We start from the raw sequence: 16,428 nt of genomic DNA, 5'->3' as shown, positions 1-16,428 counted from the left end.
CATGAGCGACTTCAATACCCTGGAACTGCTGCGTGACCCTCGAGGCTTCGCCACCCTGTGGCTCAGCCGCGAAGACAAGAACAACGCCTTCAACGCCGAAATGATCCGTGAACTGATCCTCGCCCTGGATCAGGTGCAGGGCGACCCGAGCCTGCGCTTCCTGCTGCTGCGCGGGCGCGGCCGGCATTTCAGCGCCGGCGCCGACCTGGCCTGGATGCAGCAATCGGCCGAGCTCGACTACCACACCAACCTCGACGACGCCCGGGAACTGGCGGAGCTGATGTACAACCTGGCCAAGCTGAAGATCCCGACCCTGGCGGTGGTGCAAGGCGCGGCCTTTGGCGGGGCCCTGGGCCTGATCAGTTGCTGCGACATGGCCATTGGCAGTGACGAGGCGCAGTTCTGCCTCTCCGAAGTGCGCATCGGCCTGGCACCAGCGGTCATCAGCCCGTTCGTGGTCCAAGCCATCGGCGAACGCGCTGCCCGCCGCTATGCCCTCACCGCCGAACGCTTTGGCGGCCAGCGGGCGCGGGAAATCGGTCTCCTGGCAGAAAGCTATCCCGCCGTAGAGCTGGATCAACAGGTCCAGCAGTGGGTCGACAATCTGCTGCTCAACAGTCCCCAGGCGATGCGCGCCAGCAAGGACCTGCTGCGGGAAGTGGGCAACGGCGCGTTGACCACCGCCCTGCGTCGCTATTGCGAAAACGCCATCGCCCGCATCCGGGTCAGCGCCGAAGGCCAGGAAGGCCTGCGGGCATTCCTGGAAAAACGCCCGCCCAGCTGGCAGTCCGAGACCACGTCCAAGGAGTTCCGTTGATGAGCGCCCCTGTTCTAGACACCCTGCTGGTGGCCAACCGCGGCGAGATCGCCTGCCGGGTGATGCGCACCGCCAAGGCCCTGGGCCTGACCACCGTGGCCGTGCACAGCGCTACCGACCGCGACGCCCGGCACAGCCGTGAAGCGGATATCCGCGTGGACCTGGGCGGCAGCAAGGCTGCCGACAGCTACCTGCAGATCGACAAGCTGATTGCCGCCGCCCGGGCCAGCGGCGCCCAGGCCATCCATCCCGGGTATGGGTTTCTCTCGGAGAACGCCGGTTTTGCCCGAGCCATCGAAGCCGCCGGGCTGATTTTCCTCGGCCCGCCTGCCGCGGCCATCGACGCCATGGGCAGCAAGTCGGCAGCCAAGGCGCTGATGGAAACCGCCGGGGTGCCCCTGGTTCCGGGTTACCACGGTGAAGCCCAGGACCTGGAAACCTTCCGCAATGCCGCCGAACGCATCGGCTACCCGGTGCTGCTCAAGGCCACCGCGGGCGGTGGCGGCAAGGGTATGAAAGTCGTCGAGGACGTCAGCCAACTGGCCGAAGCCCTGGCCTCGGCCCAGCGCGAAGCCCAGTCGTCCTTCGGCGATTCGCGGATGCTGGTGGAAAAGTACCTGCTCAAGCCACGGCACGTGGAGATCCAGGTGTTTGCCGACCAGCACGGCAACTGCCTGTACCTCAACGAACGCGACTGTTCGATCCAGCGCCGCCACCAGAAAGTGGTCGAGGAAGCTCCGGCCCCGGGCCTCAGCCCCGAACTGCGCAAGGCCATGGGCGAAGCCGCGGTGCGCGCGGCCCAGGCCATTGGCTACGTGGGTGCCGGCACCGTGGAGTTTCTCCTGGATGCCCGTGGCGAATTCTTCTTCATGGAGATGAACACCCGATTGCAGGTGGAACACCCGGTCACCGAGGCCATCACCGGCCTGGACCTGGTGGCCTGGCAGATCCGCGTGGCCCGCGGCGAAACCCTGCCCATCAGCCAGGAGCAGGTGCCGCTACGCGGGCATGCGATCGAAGTACGGCTGTATGCCGAAGACCCGGCCAACGACTTTCTTCCGGCCACCGGGCGCCTGGAGCTGTACCGCGAATCGGTTGCAGGCCCCGGTCGGCGGGTGGACAGCGGTGTCGAGGAAGGCGACAGCGTTTCGCCCTTCTACGACCCGATGCTGGGCAAGCTCATTGCCTGGGGCGAAGACCGCGAGCAGGCGCGCCTGCGGTTGCTGAGCATGCTCGACGAGTTCGTCATCGGTGGCCTGAAGACCAACCTGGCGTTTCTGCGGCGCATCATTGCCCACCCGGCCTTTGCCGAAGCGCAGCTGGATACCGGCTTTATCCCTCGCTATCAGGAGCAGTTGCTGCCAGCCGCAGGCGAGCTGAGTGCAGACTTCTGGCAAGCGGCCGCCCACGCCTTCAGCCAGAGCCAGCCGCCACGCACACGAAGCGATGATCCCGACTCGCCATGGTCCGCCATCAACGGCTGGCGCAACGGCCTGCCAGCGCAAACCAGCCTGCACCTGAGCTGCGCCGGCCAGGATCAGGCCATCAGCCTTGGCGCTCGCACTGCGGCCTTTGAGCTGCAGGGCGAGCACCTATGGACAGAGCAACAGGGACTGCGCCGCGAGCACCGGGCCATCCGTCGCGACGACACCCTGTACCTGAACTGGCAGGGCGACACACATGCCGTCAGCGCCTATGACCCGATTGCCGCGGCCGAAGCCAGCCATAGCCAGCAAGGCGGGCTGACTGCGCCGATGAATGGCAGCATCGTTCGGATATTGGTCAGCCCGGGTCAAAGCGTCGAGGCCGGTGCACAACTGGTGGTGCTGGAAGCCATGAAGATGGAACACAGCATTCGTGCACCCCAGGCCGGGGTCATCAAGGCGCTGTATTGCCAGGAAGGCGAAATGGTCAGCGAAGGCAGTGCACTGGTGGAGTTGGAATAACTCCCAAGTAAGAAAGCCCCTTCCTGTTTGCAGGAAGGGGCTTCTAGGGAAAGTTAAAACTTCGCAGTAGCTTGTACGACTACACCAATAATCCGGCACTTGTCGCTGTAGAGCATCTTCGGATAAGTAGGATTGAGCGGAACCAGGTAACGCAAACCACCCTCTTGCACCAACTTGCGGAAGATCGCCTCGTCACTACCAGGACACTGTACAACCACCAACTTCCCGGGTTCGGCGCCAATCGCCGGGTCCACCAGGATCAGCATGTCCTGGCTGATGCTCAGACCGCTGGGAGCGATCATCGCGTCGCCGACCACCACCAGCCAGAATGCCGCGCCCCGGGCCTGATAGTCGGAAAGCTCGTAGCGCTCCGGCACGTAGGCAGGCTGCCCGTCTTCGCGAACCTCGCCGGCCACCCGCCAATCGCTCACCGGGTAACGGAAGTACGGGTTGTACTTGTTGAGGAGCGCAGGCCCGTCTGCCAGGGGCTCGCCATCGTCTCCTAGCAAGGGTTTCTCGCGGACCACCAGGGCGACTTCGAGAAAGCCCATGCCGATCTCTTCCAGCACCCGGTTCATGTCTTCGATCTTCGGTTGGCGGCGCTTGCTCAACCAGTGACCGATACCCCCTTGAGACATGCCCAGGCGCTCGGCGAGCTTTTCCTGTGTGACCTTGCGGCCTTTCATGTTGGCTTTGACCAACTCGATCCATTTGTCCATAGGCCGAACAATACGTTGTGTATTTCCAGCCTCAACACACAACTTGTAGTATTTGAAATCCCGTCACAATTACAATGTGTATTAACATCGCCCTACCCCTCTTTCCTTTCTCAGACAGGGCAGAACACTTCATGAACACAAGCAGCAAGGACGTGCCGGAACTCGATACAGAGACCACATTAAGCTCACTCAAGGACAGCCAGGCTGCCCGACGCGCAATGGACTATTACTTGAAGCCGGCCATTACCGAGTCAGACAAGGAAGAGAAGTTCTTCGAAATCAGGCGCAGCCTAAGCAGCGAGGAAGCCATGATCCACGCCTCCGACCTGCTGCGCTGTGCAGCGGCCACCGCCTACGATGCAGCGGACAATCTGCGGGGAGCCAATCGCGACCTGGCGTTTTCAGTGGTGCACATGATCGATCTGGCCAAGGCCCTGGTGGACAAATCACTGGAAAGCCAGCGCGTTGAGTCGAACTGAAGCCCTGCGCAGGGCTGGACGTGAAGCCAGCGACGGGAAAAAACGGAAGTGGAAAAATATTTTCCGGAAGGCGGGGAAAAACATTTGACTTGCAAATGATAATGATTATTATTGCAAGCAACTGGTCGCGAGATCAGTCGATAGCCCAAAGGACCTTAGGTCGGACCTTTGGATTATCTCCTCATCAGGCTAATCACGGTTTTTGACCCGGCTTTTTGCCGGGTCTTTTTTTTTGCCAGTTTTTCTGGCTTGGCTTCAGGCTAATGAAGACTGTAGGTGCCGCAAAAAATAATGGCGGCGATGATAGCAAAAGAATGTCCTTTTGCAAGCAAACGCCCGTCGTAAAAGCCCTGCAAATCAAAAAGTAGCGCTTGAGAATCAATCGCATAGCCACTAAGCTTCGTCTGCGTCAAGGACGACGCCCCCCTTCTTTTACCCCCCCTTCTGTGTAGAGTAGCGCTCATAACAATCCTGATAAGGAATCGATTATGACCGTGGGCAATCACACTTCTTTTGATATTTGCGCTGATTTCGACAGTGGCAACATCGACGTACTGGATATCAGCAACCCGTTGCAGGCACTGCTGGCCATCCGCCCGGATACCCGCAGCCCGCACTTCCAGTGGTTTCATTTCAAGGTCAGCGGCCTGCATGTCGGCCAGGAACACTGGTTTCGCCTGACCAACGCCAGCCAGTCCTCCTACAACAAAGCCTGGACCGGCTACCAGGCAGTGGCCTCCTACGACCATGTGAACTGGTTTCGCGTACCGACGATCTTCGAAGGCGACGCCTTGCGCTTCAACCTGGAAGCCACCCAGACCCATGCCTGGTTCGCCTACTTCGAACCCTACAGCCGTGGCCGCCACGACTGGCTGATCGACCAGGCCCTGACCAAGGCCGGCACCGAGTTGCTGGCCGTGGGTAAAAGCGTCGAAGGCCGGGACATCCAGTTGCTGCGCAAAGGCAGCGGCGCGCCAGGCCAACGCAAGATCTGGATCATCGCCCAGCAGCATCCCGGTGAGCACATGGCCGAATGGTTCATGGAGGGCGTGATCGAGCGCCTGTTCCGTCACGATGATGCGGAGCTCAACGCGCTACTGGCCAAGGCCGACCTGTACCTGGTGCCGAACATGAACCCCGACGGCGCATTCCACGGCCACTTGCGCACCAACGCCCAGGGCCAGGACCTGAACCGTGCCTGGCAGACCGCCAGCCAGGAACTCAGCCCGGAAGTGCTGTTCGTCCAGCAGCAGATGGAACAATACGGCGTCGACCTGTTTCTCGATGTGCACGGCGATGAAGAGATTCCCCACGTGTTCACCGCCGGCTGCGAAGGCAACCCGGGCTATACCCCGCGACTGGAGAAGCTCGAGGAGCATTTCCGCAGCCACCTGAAACGCCAGACCCGGGACTTCCAGACCACCCACGGCTACACCCGGGACAAACCCGGCCAGGCCAACATGGCCCTGGCCTGCAATGCCGTCGGGGAAAAGTACGACTGCCTGGCCCTGACCCTGGAAATGCCCTTCAAGGACCACGATGACAACCCCAACCCGCTCACCGGCTGGTCGGGCAAACGCTCCATGCAACTGGGCAAGGATGTGCTGAGCACCCTGGCCGACCTGGTGGATCACCTGCGCTGAACCCGACTGAGGGCTGCGCCCCCCGTTGCGCAGCCCTCAGTCACCCTCCCCGACCGGCACCCGCCGGCAATCCTCCGGCCCCAGCAAGCGCCCGTCCGCCGAGCGCAGTTCCAGCGCGCGCAACGGCTGCCCGGTCTGCCGGTCGACCATCCGTGAATGCGCTTCCCCTTCCTGGTAGAAAAACGCTTCGCCCCATTGGCGCAAGCCGATGATCAGGGGAAACAGCCCCCTGCCCTTTTCCGTCAGCACGTACTCCTGGTAGGCACTGCCATCGGACGCCGGGACAACCTCGAACACCCCATGTTCCACCAGGGTCCGCAGGCGTGTGGCCAGGATGTTCTTGGCCATGCCGAGGTTGCGCTGGAACTCGCCAAAACGGCGGATTCCGTCAAAGGCATCCCGCACGATCAGCAGGGACCACCAGTCGCCAATGGCGTCCAGTGAGCGGGCAACCGGGCACTCGGCATCTTGCAGGCTGGTGCGCTTGACCATGTTGGGCATTCTCCGATCAGGCCAAAGGAAAGTGGTTGCAATATAAAACCATGATCTTTACCGTACAACTGGTTTCATTATGAAACCAAAAACCGGAGCCCAACATGTCAGCCAATTCTTCCCCTCACGCCTCGCCTGCTCTTTCCACCAAAGTGGTGCTGCTGTTCGCCATCGCCTGCGGTCTGGCGGTGGGTAACGTCTACTACGCCCAGCCACTGCTGGATGCCATGGCTCATACCTTCGACCTGGCGCCGGCCACCGTGGGCATCGTCATCACCCTGACCCAGGTCGGCTATGGCCTGGGCCTGCTGTTGCTGGTGCCCCTGGGGGACCTGTACAACCGGCGACGGCTGATCGTGACCCAGACCCTGCTCTCGGTGCTGGCCCTGCTCACCGTGGCCCTGGCCCCGAGCAGCGCCTGGCTGCTGCCGGGCATGGCCTGCATCGGCCTGCTGGCGGTGGTAACCCAGGTACTGGTGGCCTACGCCGCCAACCTGGCCCCGGCAGCGCAACGCGGCCGAACCGTGGGCATGGTCACCAGCGGCGTGGTGGTAGGCATCCTGCTGGCCCGTACCGTGGCCGGGACCATGGCCGACCTGGCGGGCTGGCGTTCGGTCTATCTGTTGTCCGCCGGGCTGACCCTGCTGGTGGCCCTGGCCCTGTGGAAAACCCTGCCTACCCGCGAGCAACCCAAGGCCACCCAGGGTTACGGGCAATTGCTCGGTTCGCTGCTGCAACTGTTCAGGGAGGAAAAGGTGCTGCGGGACCGGGCGGTGCTGGCGATGCTGATCTTCGCCGCCGGCACCGTGCTGTGGACGCCATTGGTGTTGCCATTGAGTGCCCCGCCACTGTCCTTGTCCCACACCGAGATCGGCCTGTTCGGCCTCGCCGGCGCGGCAGGCGCCCTGGGCGCGGCACGGGCCGGGCACCTGGCCGACCGCGGCCTGGCGCAGTGGACCAGCGGCCTGGCACTGGGCCTGATGCTGCTGTCCTGGCTGCCCATTGCCTTCACTCAATCGTCCCTCTGGGCCCTGCTGTTCGGGGTAATCAGCTTCGACCTGGGCCTGCAGGCCGTGCACGTCACCAGCCAGAGCCTGATCTACAGCGTGCGCCCCGAGGCGCAGAGCCGACTGGCCGCCGGCTACATGCTGTTCTATTCCCTGGGCAGCGCCGCAGGTTCCATCGCCGCCACCGCCACCTACGCCTGGGCCGGCTGGACCGGGGTCTGCCTGCTGGGGGCCGGGATCAACGGCGTGGCGCTGATCTACTGGCTATGGAGCCTGGCCCCGGGCAAAGCCGCGGCCAGGGTGCGTTGCGCCACTTGAGCCCGGCGCCGCCGGGTTCAATCAACCGCGGCCGCGCAGCATGCTCTGCAGCACGCCATCGCGACGCACCCAACCATGGAACAGCGCCGCGGCCAGATGCAGCAGCACGGTGAAAAACAGCAGGTACGCCAGATAACCATGGGCCTTGCGCAACACCGCAAACAGCTGGGCATTGGCCGGCAGGATCGCCGGCAGTTGCAGCGAACTGCCGAGCATCACCGGGTCACCGGCCGCCGAGATCATGCCCCAGCCCAGCAGCGGCAGGCTCAGCATCAAGGTGTACAGCAGCACATGGGAGGCCTTGGCCGCCAGCACCTGCCAGCCCGGCAGGTCTGCCGGCAACGGCGGTTGTCGGGTGTAGAAACGCACCCATAGGCGCACCAGCACCAACAGCAAGATGGCGATCCCCAGGGGCTTGTGCAGGTGGATCAGCCATTCATGACGCGCGGAAACCGAGGCCACCATGCCGGCGCCGATGAACAGCATGGCGATGATCAGCAACGCCATCAGCCAGTGCAGCAGGCGCGCCAGGGGAGCGAAATGTCGAGGTTGGCTATTCATGGACGTGGCTCCTGGGCGCCGGGCAATTGGCTGACTTCGCTGGTGCGACGCAGGTAGGAACTGGCGTAGGCCGCAGAGCGCGCTGCCAGCAGGGGGTCGTCGGACGCCTGGATGCCGCTGGGCAGGATCAGCGGGTCGTAATTGATGTCCCGACACTCGCCGCTGTTCTGCGCCTGGGTGCTTTGCAGCACCAGGGTCCCGGCGTTGATTACCGGCCGCTGCGCCGGCCAGGCCTTGCTGGCGTCATCCGTGGGGTCACCGGGCGCCGCCAGGGTGATCTGCAAGCGCCAGCGCAGCGGCCCTTGGGCCAGGCGCCGAGCCAGGTCCTGCTCCAGGTAGTCGGCGCCTTGCGGGGCACTGCCTGCATCAGGCCCATCACGGGTCTCGGGCACTACCCCCCAGCGCACTGCCTGGCGCTTACCGCTGCCATCCACCAGATAGAAGGCATTGATCCCGTTGTAGCTTTCACTGGCATAGCTGGCCGAAGGTTTGGCGCCCTTGACCCATTGCAGGAACGGCGCCGCCTCGGGATGGCTGGCGAAGAATGCCGGCACTTTGCTCGGGTCCGGCTTGCCCGTGGCCGGATCAGGGGAGCCGGCCTGTTGCAACTGATAGAAGGCTTCGGGAGTGCCCACCGGGAACACCGGCATGCTGTTCATCCCGGTCCGCCACTGCTGGCCGTTGGCCTGGAGGAAACGCAGCGCCAGGCTGCGGATCGGCACGCTGCTGTCCGGCGCATAGGGGTTGCCACTGGGCAGGGCAAAGCGCCCCACCACCGGCGTGCGTGCCTCATTGAACACCTGCGCCGTGGAGTAGGCCCGGGCCTCGCCGCTGCTTTCGAAGTAGCCGATGACGCACACCCCCTTGGCGTGGTTGCGGCGATACCCCGGGTGCACGCCATTGTTGGTTTCCAGCACATCCACCAGGGCCTTGGGGGTCAGGCGACCGGGATCGAGGCTGCCATGCACATAGGCCAGAACCCCCGCAGCGACGGCAACCACCAGGGCGATTGCCCCCAGGCGCAGGGTCAGGCTGACGGGCCCCAGGGGTGGGCGGTCGGGCTTTGATGAAGGATCAACCATGGGACATCTCCAATACGCGAAGCCATGAGGGCAAGGACCTGTCAGACGCAGCTCGCCCAGGGTTATTCCATGACCGGTATTTATTTTTCTGCGGCTGGAATAACCTGCTGTGCGGCGCGTCTTCCTAGCCTCAAGCCTAGTGACTGGCCCAGCATCCGCAGGATTTCATGAACGATCTCGACCAACAGCTACGCCCGCTGATTCCAAGGCTGCGCCGCTTTGCCCTGTCCCTGACGCGCCAACCCAGCAGCGCCGACGATCTGGTGCAGGCCTGCCTGGAACGCGCCCTCGCCGGATGGACCGGGAAACGCCCCGAAGGCGACCTGCGGGCCTGGCTGTTCGCCATCCTCTACCGGCAGTTCCTCGATGCCCACCGGCGTTCCCGACGCTACGCGCGGATGCTGGAGTTCTTCACCGGCCGTGACGACAGCCAGCCCTCGGTGGAGCGCACGGTGATGGCGCAATCGACCCTGGAAGCCTTCGACCGCCTGAATGCCGAACAGCGCGCCCTGCTGCTCTGGGTGTCGGTGGAAGGCTTGAGCTACAAGGAGATCGCCGAGATTCTCCAGGTGCCCACCGGCACCGTGATGTCGCGCCTGTCCCGGGCCCGCCAGGCCCTGCGCCAACTCAGCGACGGCGAAATCAGCAGCCCTTCTCTACGGATACTCAAATGATCAGCCTGCCCCCCAGCGACAGCGACTTGCATGCTTATGTCGACCACCAACTCAGTGAGCAGGACCGCCGGTTGCTGGAACACTACCTGGCCAGCCACCCGCAGGTGGCGGCCCGGGTCCAGGCCTGGCAGCAGGACGCCCAGCACCTGCGGGCGGCCCTGGGTGGTGCACTGCTGCAACCGGCCAACCCGGCGCTGGACCCGGTGCAGATCCGCGCGCGCCTGAAGCAACGTAGCCTGCGCCGCCTGGCCAGTGCCGCGGTGCTCCTGGTGGCGGTGGGCGTGGGCGGCCTGAGCGGCTGGCAGGCGCGGGAACTGACCCTGGCCAGCAGCAGCGTGCTGCCCATGACCGACGCCCTGCAGGCCTATCGTCTGTTTGCCGAGCAGGGCATGCTCCCCGCGGACTTCAAGGTACAGGGCAATCAGAGCATCCAGGCCTGGCTGGACCGCTACTTCACCCAGGCCAGCCCATTGCCGGATCTGCGGGGGGCCGGGTTCAGGGCCGTCAGCGGGCGCCTGCTGAGCACCGAGCAAGGCCCGGCGGCCATGGTGCTGTACAAGGATCGCGAGGGGCGCAAGGTCAGCTTCTACATCCGCCCGCCAGGGCCACAGAACAAGCTGCTGCCCCCGGGCAGCCGCCGCGAGGGCCCGTTGCAGGCGCAGTACTGGTCCGGCCAGGGCTACAACTACGCCATGGTCGGCCCGGCGGAAATTCCCCTATAGCCCTCAGAAGCCCACGTCCAGCACCACGTTGTCGATATAGGTGCCGGCCGGCGGGGTGCTCTGGTCGGTGTAGATCCTGGCGTTGTAGTTGAAGATCTGGCTGCCGGTGCCCAGGCCGTTGCCGGGGTTCACCTCGGCATCGGTGCTGGAGCGCCGGGCACTGCCGACACTGCCCCAGCGGGTGCTGCCGGCACTCTTGAAGATGTCGTAGGCCAGGTAGTTGCTGCCGGAAATCATCTGCCTGCGCCCCCCCGCACTCACCGGGTGCTGGCCGTCGCTCAGGCCCACGGTGTAGGCACTGCCCTTGGTGCAGGCCAGGTTGATGGTCTGCCCGGTCACCGTCGCGAAGGCGCTGATCACCGGCGCGCTACCGAAACTGATGTTCGGCGCAGTGATCACGCAATCGTTGGACACCGTCATGTTCACGGTCAGGCTCTGGGTACCGCTGCCTACATCCCGGCCCAGACAGATCCCCAGGGCGCCGATTCCGGAGCAATAGTTCCAGCTCCAGAGAATACTCAGGTTCTCGGTATAGACCCCCGCCGCCACGTTGCTGCCGGTGAGGGTACCCAGGTAGATGGGCACCGTCTTGGCCACGGTCGGGCTGCCCAGCAGGCCCAGCAGGTCGATGATGGAATTGCGGGCGAAGTCGAACTGCACCCCGCGGGTGATCGGATAGCTGGTGCTGTTGTTGGCGTACAGGGTGTAGCTGATGACGTCGCCGGTAGGTCCCACCATGCCGCTGGTGGTGGAAGTGATGGTGGCGTAGAAATGATCGTTGCTGGCCAGAATGCTCAGCAGCGAGCCGGTACAGCTCAGCCCGGCATTGGTGGTGGAGGCCGGCTGCGAGGTGGTGCGCACCAGGATCGAGCTGACGGTACCGAAGCCTGCCGGCGCGGTCGGGACCGTCGTGCACAGTGCCTGGGCCGTGCACGACAGCACGCTCGCCAGCAGCCCCAGTATTGCCTGTCGCCATCCCTTGCCCGCATTCACACGCCACGCTCCTTGATCCGGTGATACCGCCGTTACTGACAGACCAGCGGGCCGATCAACGGCACCTGCTGCTGTTGCATGTCGATGTCGAACTGCGCCCGGCAGGTCTTGCCGTCGGCCAGTTCCACGTGCAGGGTGTTTTGGGCCGCGAGGTTTTCCAGATAGACCAGCCCATCCCAGCCGACCACCGTCCGCGCCCCGCTCTGCTCATGGGTGACGTTGCTACCCAGGGGCAGCTCGCGCTGCTGGGCGTCCACCAGCACCACGCTGGCGGCAATGATCCGGGTCAGCGGAAACTCCAGCAGGTAGCCGCTGCCACGCCGCACCGCCACCCGCTGCTCGACATTCGGGCTCTGCACGTTGGCCGGCAGGTTCAGCGGATCGATCTCGTACTTGCCGCGGTAATAGGCGCTGCTCCAGGGCACCAGCAGATGGCCGTTCTTGTCGGTCTGGCCCACCAGCTGGTTTTCATAGCGCACCGGGATGTCCTTGTAGCCGTCGGTACTGACCACCACGAAGGCGTCGTCGATCTGGTTGGCGGCGAACACCTGGCGGTCCATCCACACCAGTGAACCGCTGGCATCGGCCCAGCGGGTTTCGGCATCGCTGGTGCCATAGACCCCGGCCTGCAGGCGCACCGACTGCAGGCGCCAGGTTACGTCGGCCTGGCGATAGTCGGCGCCACTGCCGGTGGCGTAGCCAAGGTTGTAGCCAACCCCGCCTTCGATCGGCACCGAGCGGCTGAAGTTGACCCGCTGGCGGCTTTCCCCGGTCTTGCTGCGCTCGTTGCTCAGGCTCAGGCTGCCGTGCAGGTCGAAGGGGATCACCAGTTGTGCCTGCATGGCCCAGTGGCTGTCGCCGATCTCGCGGTTGGCCGACAGGTAGAAGCTGCTGCTGTGCCACAGCGGCTTGCTCCAGGTCAGGTTCAACAGCCGGGTACGGGTCGAGTCGGCGGCGCGCACGTCGAAATAACCGGCGCCCAGGCTGCCGAATCGCTCCAGGTTGAGGCTCAGGGTCAGTTGCTCGCTACGCTGGCTGAGGCTGGTGTAGGGGCTGTCGACCACCGTCAGGTCGGCGTACTGATCACGCCGCTGCACCCGCTGGTAGGCGACGCTGTAGCGCTGGCTGCTGTACTGATAGCCAAGGCTCAACTGCTGGCCGCCGTCGCCGTCGAAACGGCTCTGGCTGATGGCGGTATTGATCACCCCGAACTGCCCCAGCCGCAGGTTGCCGCCGACCCCGCCCAGGGTCAGGGAGTCCGAGGCTTCGGCATGGCCTTCCAGGGTCAGGCTATCGCTCAGGCCGTAGCGCAGGCTGCCGGAAGTCACCCCCGGGCCATAGCCGAAGTCGCGCAGGGTGTAGTCCCGGCGCAAGGTGCCCGCGGCCACCGAGAAGTCCGTCAGGCCCTTTTGCAGCAAGGTGCTGGTGACGTAGAACGGCACCGTGGTGGACACCTGCCGGCCAAGGGCATCGGTGGTGACCACCACCGCTTCGCCGGCGCCGTTGATGAAGGGAATGTTGGTCAGGGTGTAAGGGCCGGGCTGCAGGTCGGCGCTGCTGGATTTGTAGCCGTTGATGAACAGGTCCACCGAGGACGGCACCGCTGCTTCCCCGGCGAACTGCGGCAAGGGATAGGTCACCAGGTCCGGACGCACCGAGAAATCCCGGGACAGTTGCACCCCGCCCAGGCGCACCGAGTTGCTCCAGGGCAAGGCGCCACTGATCAGGTCACCGGCCTCGTAGGTCAGCAGGCGTTCATCGTCGGAAAAACGCCAGGTGGTGTCATAGCGTCGGTAACCGTTGTTCAGGGAGCTGTTCCCAACCCCCGACAGGGTCTGGCGGTACTGCCCGGTGTTGGACAGCGTGCCCCAGGAGTCGAACAGCCGCACCTCGTTCCAGGCCGCCAGGTAGGTGCCGCCGTCATCGGTGTCGTTGAGGTACAGGTCGTAGTTGAGCAACCCGCCGAAGCTGCTCAGGGCCGGGGTCCGTGGGTAGGCCTGGCGGCTGCCGATGAATTGCTCCGGCAACCAGTCGGGCGGCACGTCCAGCAGCAGCCGCTGGCCCTGGCTGTCGTAGTCGCTGTGCAGGCCCGGCAGGCTGTCCAGGTCGACCTCGGCGCCCAGCCCCTCGGGCAGCTTGATCCCGGTTTCACGCAGGGTCTGCGCCGGCAGAAACAGCCGGCCGGAGCGCTGCTCCACCGCCACCACCTTCCCTGTGTTCATCTGATTGATCACCAGTTCCAGAAACAGCTGTGCATCGGCCATCGACTCCAGGCTGCTGGGCGGCGGCGGCAGTTCGCCCGCCGGCACCCCTGCGGCCAGCATCAGGCTACACAGGCCGGTCACCAGCCCTTGCCACCTGCGAAAACGCCGAGCCGGGTCCTGGCTCATTGCGGGCTCAAGTCCATCTATGGACATCTCCATCCCGGGGCGGATGCGCCACCGCGCTCACATCCGTCCGTACCTCTCCCCACCGGCCGTCCGACTGGCGGCCGCGTTGCGCCCGAGGCTCAGTGCGTAGGCGCCAGGTCCTGTACCTGCGGTGCTCCATTGACCCGCAGTTGCAGGGTCGACTCGGCCGCCAGGGTTTCCGGCACCGGCCAGCGCATCACCGCCCCGGGCAACACATAGCCCAGCAGCCCAGGCGCCACGGGCCGGGCCTGCCCGCCCTGCTTGAAGGCCACATCGGTCAGGCGGGCGTGCACCGCGCCCTGGTTGCGCAGCTCGAAAAACGTCTTGCCGTCCACTGCCACCTTGCGCCAGCTCAGGTCCGGCACGCCGGCCCCCTTGGGATCGCGTGGACGGGAGGTGTCTTCCTTGCTCCACAGCCCGGCGCCATAGGCGAACAAAGGCACCGAGTAGCGCATCTGGAAGCGGATCGCTGCCGCACTCTTGGCATCCCCTTCCGGGGTGATGGGCTTGGCCGAGGGAATCTCGTCGATGATGATCCGGTACGCCAGCTCCTGCCCCGGTGGCACCTCGCGGGTGCGGGTCAGGCGTACCAGTTGCTTCTGCCCCGGCTCGATCTTCGCCACCGGCGGGCTGCCGATGACATCGCGCTGGTTCTGGTACTGGTCGGCAAAGCCGCTCTGGCTCCAGGCAAACACCCGGATCTGCAGGTTGGCGGTCTCGGTACCGCGGTTCTCCAGCCACAGCGCGCTGGCCTGCTGATCGGCCTCCAGTACCGGGTCGATCGGCCAGATCAGCACCGAACTGGCGGCCTGGACCCTGGGTACAACTGCCAACAGCCCCGCCAGGATCAGATAACCGGTCCCCCGCATGCCCTGCAAAGGTAAATGCATACTGCTACTCCTTGTCCGCCTGCCGGCTGGTTATGAATGCGCCCCATCACCACGACAGCTGCACCTGCAGCACATCGCTGTACGTCCCCCCAGGCTGATTGCCCGGCAACTGCACCTGCCCGTAGATCGGCAGGCTGATGTTATTGGCATCGCTGTAGGCCACGGCCACGCTCTGGCCTATCCCCAGGCTCTGGCTGTAGCCCGCATCGCGAAACAACTGATAGGCCACCCGCGCACTGCCGCTATTGAGCTGCATGTGCCGGCCGCTGCTGTTGTACTGGCCTCCGTCCACCGTCATGTTCAGGGTCACCCCCGGCGTGCACTGCAACTGCACGCCCCCGGTGAGCGCCACTCTGACCGTGCTGGTGGACAGCGCCGACTGGCTGCCGAAGGCCAGGCTGCCGTAGTTGCTGACGCCCCCCACCACCAGGCACCCGGCGGTGATGGTGGCGCTGACCTGGAAGCTCTGGCTGGTGGCCGCAGCGATCCACCCCGGCCAGGCACTCGCGCAGGCCAGGAGCAGCAGCGCACAAGCGTGGCTGGCCATGGCATCAGAAGGTCAGTTGCACGGACACCGTATCGGTGTAGGTGCCGGCCGGTAGCCCCGCCTTGCCCACCGCCTGGCCATAGAGGTTCACGGTTTGCGCCACCCCGGTGCTTGGCGCCAGGTTGATCACGCCGTTGATCGCGACGATCTGCGAATGCCCGGAGTCGGTGTACAGGTCATAGGGCACATAGTTGGCCACCCCGTCGAACAGGGCCCGGGTGCCACCGGTGGACTTGCCGTCATTGGCGCCGCCCTGGATGGTCAGGGTCGGCGTGGTGCCGGTGGAGCAGAGGATCGACAGCGCGCCGCCACCGCCGCCCAGCACCTGGCCGGTGGCCGTGGTGAACAGGCTGTTGGTGGTGCCGAAGTTCAGGGCACCGAAGTTCAGCCCGGTGCTGCCGCCGACGCCGTTGACCTGGCAACTGCTGGTGAGGATCAGGGTCGAGCTGATCTGCCCGGTGACCGTGGTGGCGGCATTGGCCGTTGAAGCCATGACCAGCCCCAACAGAGGCCAGCCGATTCTGGATACAAGCGCGTGCATGATGTGTGTCCTCTCATGGTTTACCAATCCAGCGTGATGGTCAGGGTGTCGGTGTAGAGCCCTGCCGGAACCGCGCGGGTATTCGCGACCACAGAGCCGAACACCGGGATGGGAATCCGTCTGCCGCTGCTCACTGCGAAATTGCGCTGCTGGCCGATGCTGTAGCTGTCGCTACCGGATGCATCGACGAACAATCGATAGGGAATGGTCTGGCGGCCATTGCTCAAGCGCCGGGTCGTGCCGTCGCCGTTGAGGCCGCCATTGATGGTCACGGTGAAGCCGGTGACCGAGGAGTTGCAGGCCACCTGCAGCTGGCCCTCGGCGCTGTTGGTGAGGCTGGCCTTGATCGGCGCGCCCCAGGTCGGGCCCTGCTGGCCGAAGTTGAGCATGCCCGGGTCGCCGATCGGGCTGGCAGACGGATCGCCGCCGCTGCTGACCTGGCAGGCAGCGGTAATCACCAGGCGTGCCTGGATCTGCCCGCTGATTGCCGCCTGGGCGTCGTCCGCCAACAGGCACAACGAACCCAGGGCGACAATCGTCCAGGTCCTGCCTTTCATTGCAGCCATCCCAGTTCCATCAGGACTCC

17 protein-coding genes are annotated in these 16,428 nt (G+C 64.7%); 7 read left to right on the top strand and 10 right to left on the bottom strand.

The annotated features are described in order from the left end of the window. Nucleotide 1 precedes the first annotated feature (1 nt). Nucleotides 2-817 (top strand): gamma-carboxygeranoyl-CoA hydratase, encoded by an 816-nt coding sequence (locus AC1RL5_RS29300; RefSeq protein ID WP_492589996.1) that lies wholly within the window; start codon nt 2-4, stop codon nt 815-817. Next, nucleotides 817-2,763 (top strand): acetyl/propionyl/methylcrotonyl-CoA carboxylase subunit alpha, encoded by a 1,947-nt coding sequence (locus AC1RL5_RS29295; RefSeq protein ID WP_072452698.1) that lies wholly within the window; start codon nt 817-819, stop codon nt 2,761-2,763. Before AC1RL5_RS29300 ends, AC1RL5_RS29295 begins: the two co-directional genes overlap by 1 nt. Nucleotides 2,764-2,816: 53 nt before the next feature. Here the strand turns inward: AC1RL5_RS29295 and AC1RL5_RS29290 are convergent, their stop codons facing one another. Beyond that, entirely contained in the window at nt 2,817-3,482 is a 666-nt protein-coding gene (locus tag AC1RL5_RS29290; protein ID WP_011062227.1) for a LexA family protein, read from the bottom strand. Between the two features lie 131 nt (nt 3,483-3,613). Here AC1RL5_RS29290 and AC1RL5_RS29285 point away from each other — a divergent pair, with 131 nt between their 5' ends. Together AC1RL5_RS29285 and AC1RL5_RS29280 are read left to right on the top strand one after the other, a co-directional pair. Then, nucleotides 3,614-3,961 (top strand): DUF6124 family protein, encoded by a 348-nt coding sequence (locus AC1RL5_RS29285; protein WP_015636319.1) that lies wholly within the window; start codon nt 3,614-3,616, stop codon nt 3,959-3,961. A 488-nt stretch (nt 3,962-4,449) separates the two neighbouring features. After that, on the top strand, nt 4,450-5,604 hold the full coding sequence (locus AC1RL5_RS29280) for a M14 family metallopeptidase (protein ID WP_011062229.1): 1,155 nt from the start codon (nt 4,450-4,452) through the stop codon (nt 5,602-5,604). 36 nt (nt 5,605-5,640) lie between these two features. Here the strand turns inward: AC1RL5_RS29280 and AC1RL5_RS29275 are convergent, their stop codons facing one another. Further along, a complete protein-coding gene (locus AC1RL5_RS29275) occupies nt 5,641-6,096 on the bottom strand; it encodes a winged helix-turn-helix transcriptional regulator (RefSeq protein ID WP_011062230.1) in 456 nt (151 codons plus the stop codon). A 104-nt stretch (nt 6,097-6,200) separates the two neighbouring features. Here AC1RL5_RS29275 and AC1RL5_RS29270 point away from each other — a divergent pair, with 104 nt between their 5' ends. Then, nucleotides 6,201-7,421, top strand: coding sequence for an MFS transporter (locus AC1RL5_RS29270; RefSeq protein ID WP_207240019.1), 1,221 nt, complete (start codon nt 6,201-6,203; stop codon nt 7,419-7,421). 21 nt (nt 7,422-7,442) lie between these two features. On the opposite strand, the gene AC1RL5_RS29265 is transcribed toward AC1RL5_RS29270, so the two are convergent. Both AC1RL5_RS29265 and AC1RL5_RS29260 read right to left on the bottom strand, forming a co-directional pair. Then, nucleotides 7,443-7,982 (bottom strand): cytochrome b, encoded by a 540-nt coding sequence (locus AC1RL5_RS29265; RefSeq protein WP_093409354.1) that lies wholly within the window; start codon nt 7,980-7,982, stop codon nt 7,443-7,445. Continuing rightward, nucleotides 7,979-9,064 carry a catalase family peroxidase gene (locus AC1RL5_RS29260; protein ID WP_072452692.1) on the bottom strand — a complete coding sequence of 362 codons (1,086 nt, stop codon included), beginning with the start codon at nt 9,062-9,064 and terminating at the stop codon, nt 7,979-7,981. The genes AC1RL5_RS29265 and AC1RL5_RS29260 overlap by 4 nt, the downstream gene beginning before the upstream one ends. Nucleotides 9,065-9,231: 167 nt before the next feature. Between AC1RL5_RS29260 and AC1RL5_RS29255 the strand changes: the two genes are divergently transcribed. Continuing rightward, nucleotides 9,232-9,738, top strand: a complete 507-nt coding sequence (locus AC1RL5_RS29255) for an RNA polymerase sigma factor (RefSeq protein WP_053152719.1) — start codon at nt 9,232-9,234, stop codon at nt 9,736-9,738. Beyond that, nucleotides 9,735-10,460 (top strand): anti-sigma factor family protein, encoded by a 726-nt coding sequence (locus AC1RL5_RS29250; RefSeq protein ID WP_492589994.1) that lies wholly within the window; start codon nt 9,735-9,737, stop codon nt 10,458-10,460. The genes AC1RL5_RS29255 and AC1RL5_RS29250 overlap by 4 nt, the downstream gene beginning before the upstream one ends. 3 nt (nt 10,461-10,463) lie before the next feature. Here AC1RL5_RS29250 and AC1RL5_RS29245 read toward each other — a convergent pair whose 3' ends face one another. The 6 genes from AC1RL5_RS29245 to AC1RL5_RS29220 all read right to left on the bottom strand — a co-directional run bounded on the left by AC1RL5_RS29245 (nt 10,464) and on the right by AC1RL5_RS29220 (nt 16,399). Further along, complete coding sequence (locus AC1RL5_RS29245; RefSeq protein ID WP_011062236.1) at nt 10,464-11,453, bottom strand: Csu type fimbrial protein; 990 nt, start codon at nt 11,451-11,453, stop codon at nt 10,464-10,466. 32 nt (nt 11,454-11,485) lie between these two features. After that, nucleotides 11,486-13,843 carry a fimbria/pilus outer membrane usher protein gene (locus AC1RL5_RS29240; RefSeq protein WP_492589992.1) on the bottom strand — a complete coding sequence of 786 codons (2,358 nt, stop codon included), beginning with the start codon at nt 13,841-13,843 and terminating at the stop codon, nt 11,486-11,488. 119 nt (nt 13,844-13,962) lie between these two features. Further along, a complete protein-coding gene (locus AC1RL5_RS29235; protein WP_015636325.1) occupies nt 13,963-14,754 on the bottom strand; it encodes a fimbrial biogenesis chaperone in 792 nt (263 codons plus the stop codon). A gap of 46 nt (nt 14,755-14,800) precedes the next feature. Next, the gene (locus AC1RL5_RS29230) at nt 14,801-15,301 is read right to left on the bottom strand and encodes a Csu type fimbrial protein (protein WP_015636326.1); all 501 of its coding nucleotides are present in this window, start codon (nt 15,299-15,301) and stop codon (nt 14,801-14,803) included. A 4-nt stretch (nt 15,302-15,305) separates the two neighbouring features. Continuing rightward, a complete protein-coding gene (locus AC1RL5_RS29225; protein WP_015636327.1) occupies nt 15,306-15,842 on the bottom strand; it encodes a Csu type fimbrial protein in 537 nt (178 codons plus the stop codon). A gap of 20 nt (nt 15,843-15,862) precedes the next feature. Beyond that, nucleotides 15,863-16,399, bottom strand: coding sequence for a Csu type fimbrial protein (locus AC1RL5_RS29220; protein WP_492590074.1), 537 nt, complete (start codon nt 16,397-16,399; stop codon nt 15,863-15,865). Between the last annotated feature and the right edge of the window lie 29 nt (nt 16,400-16,428).

It is taken from the genome of Pseudomonas sp. GW822-FHT06D10 (assembly GCF_058799535.1).
This window is presented reverse-complemented; position numbering and strand designations above follow the sequence as displayed.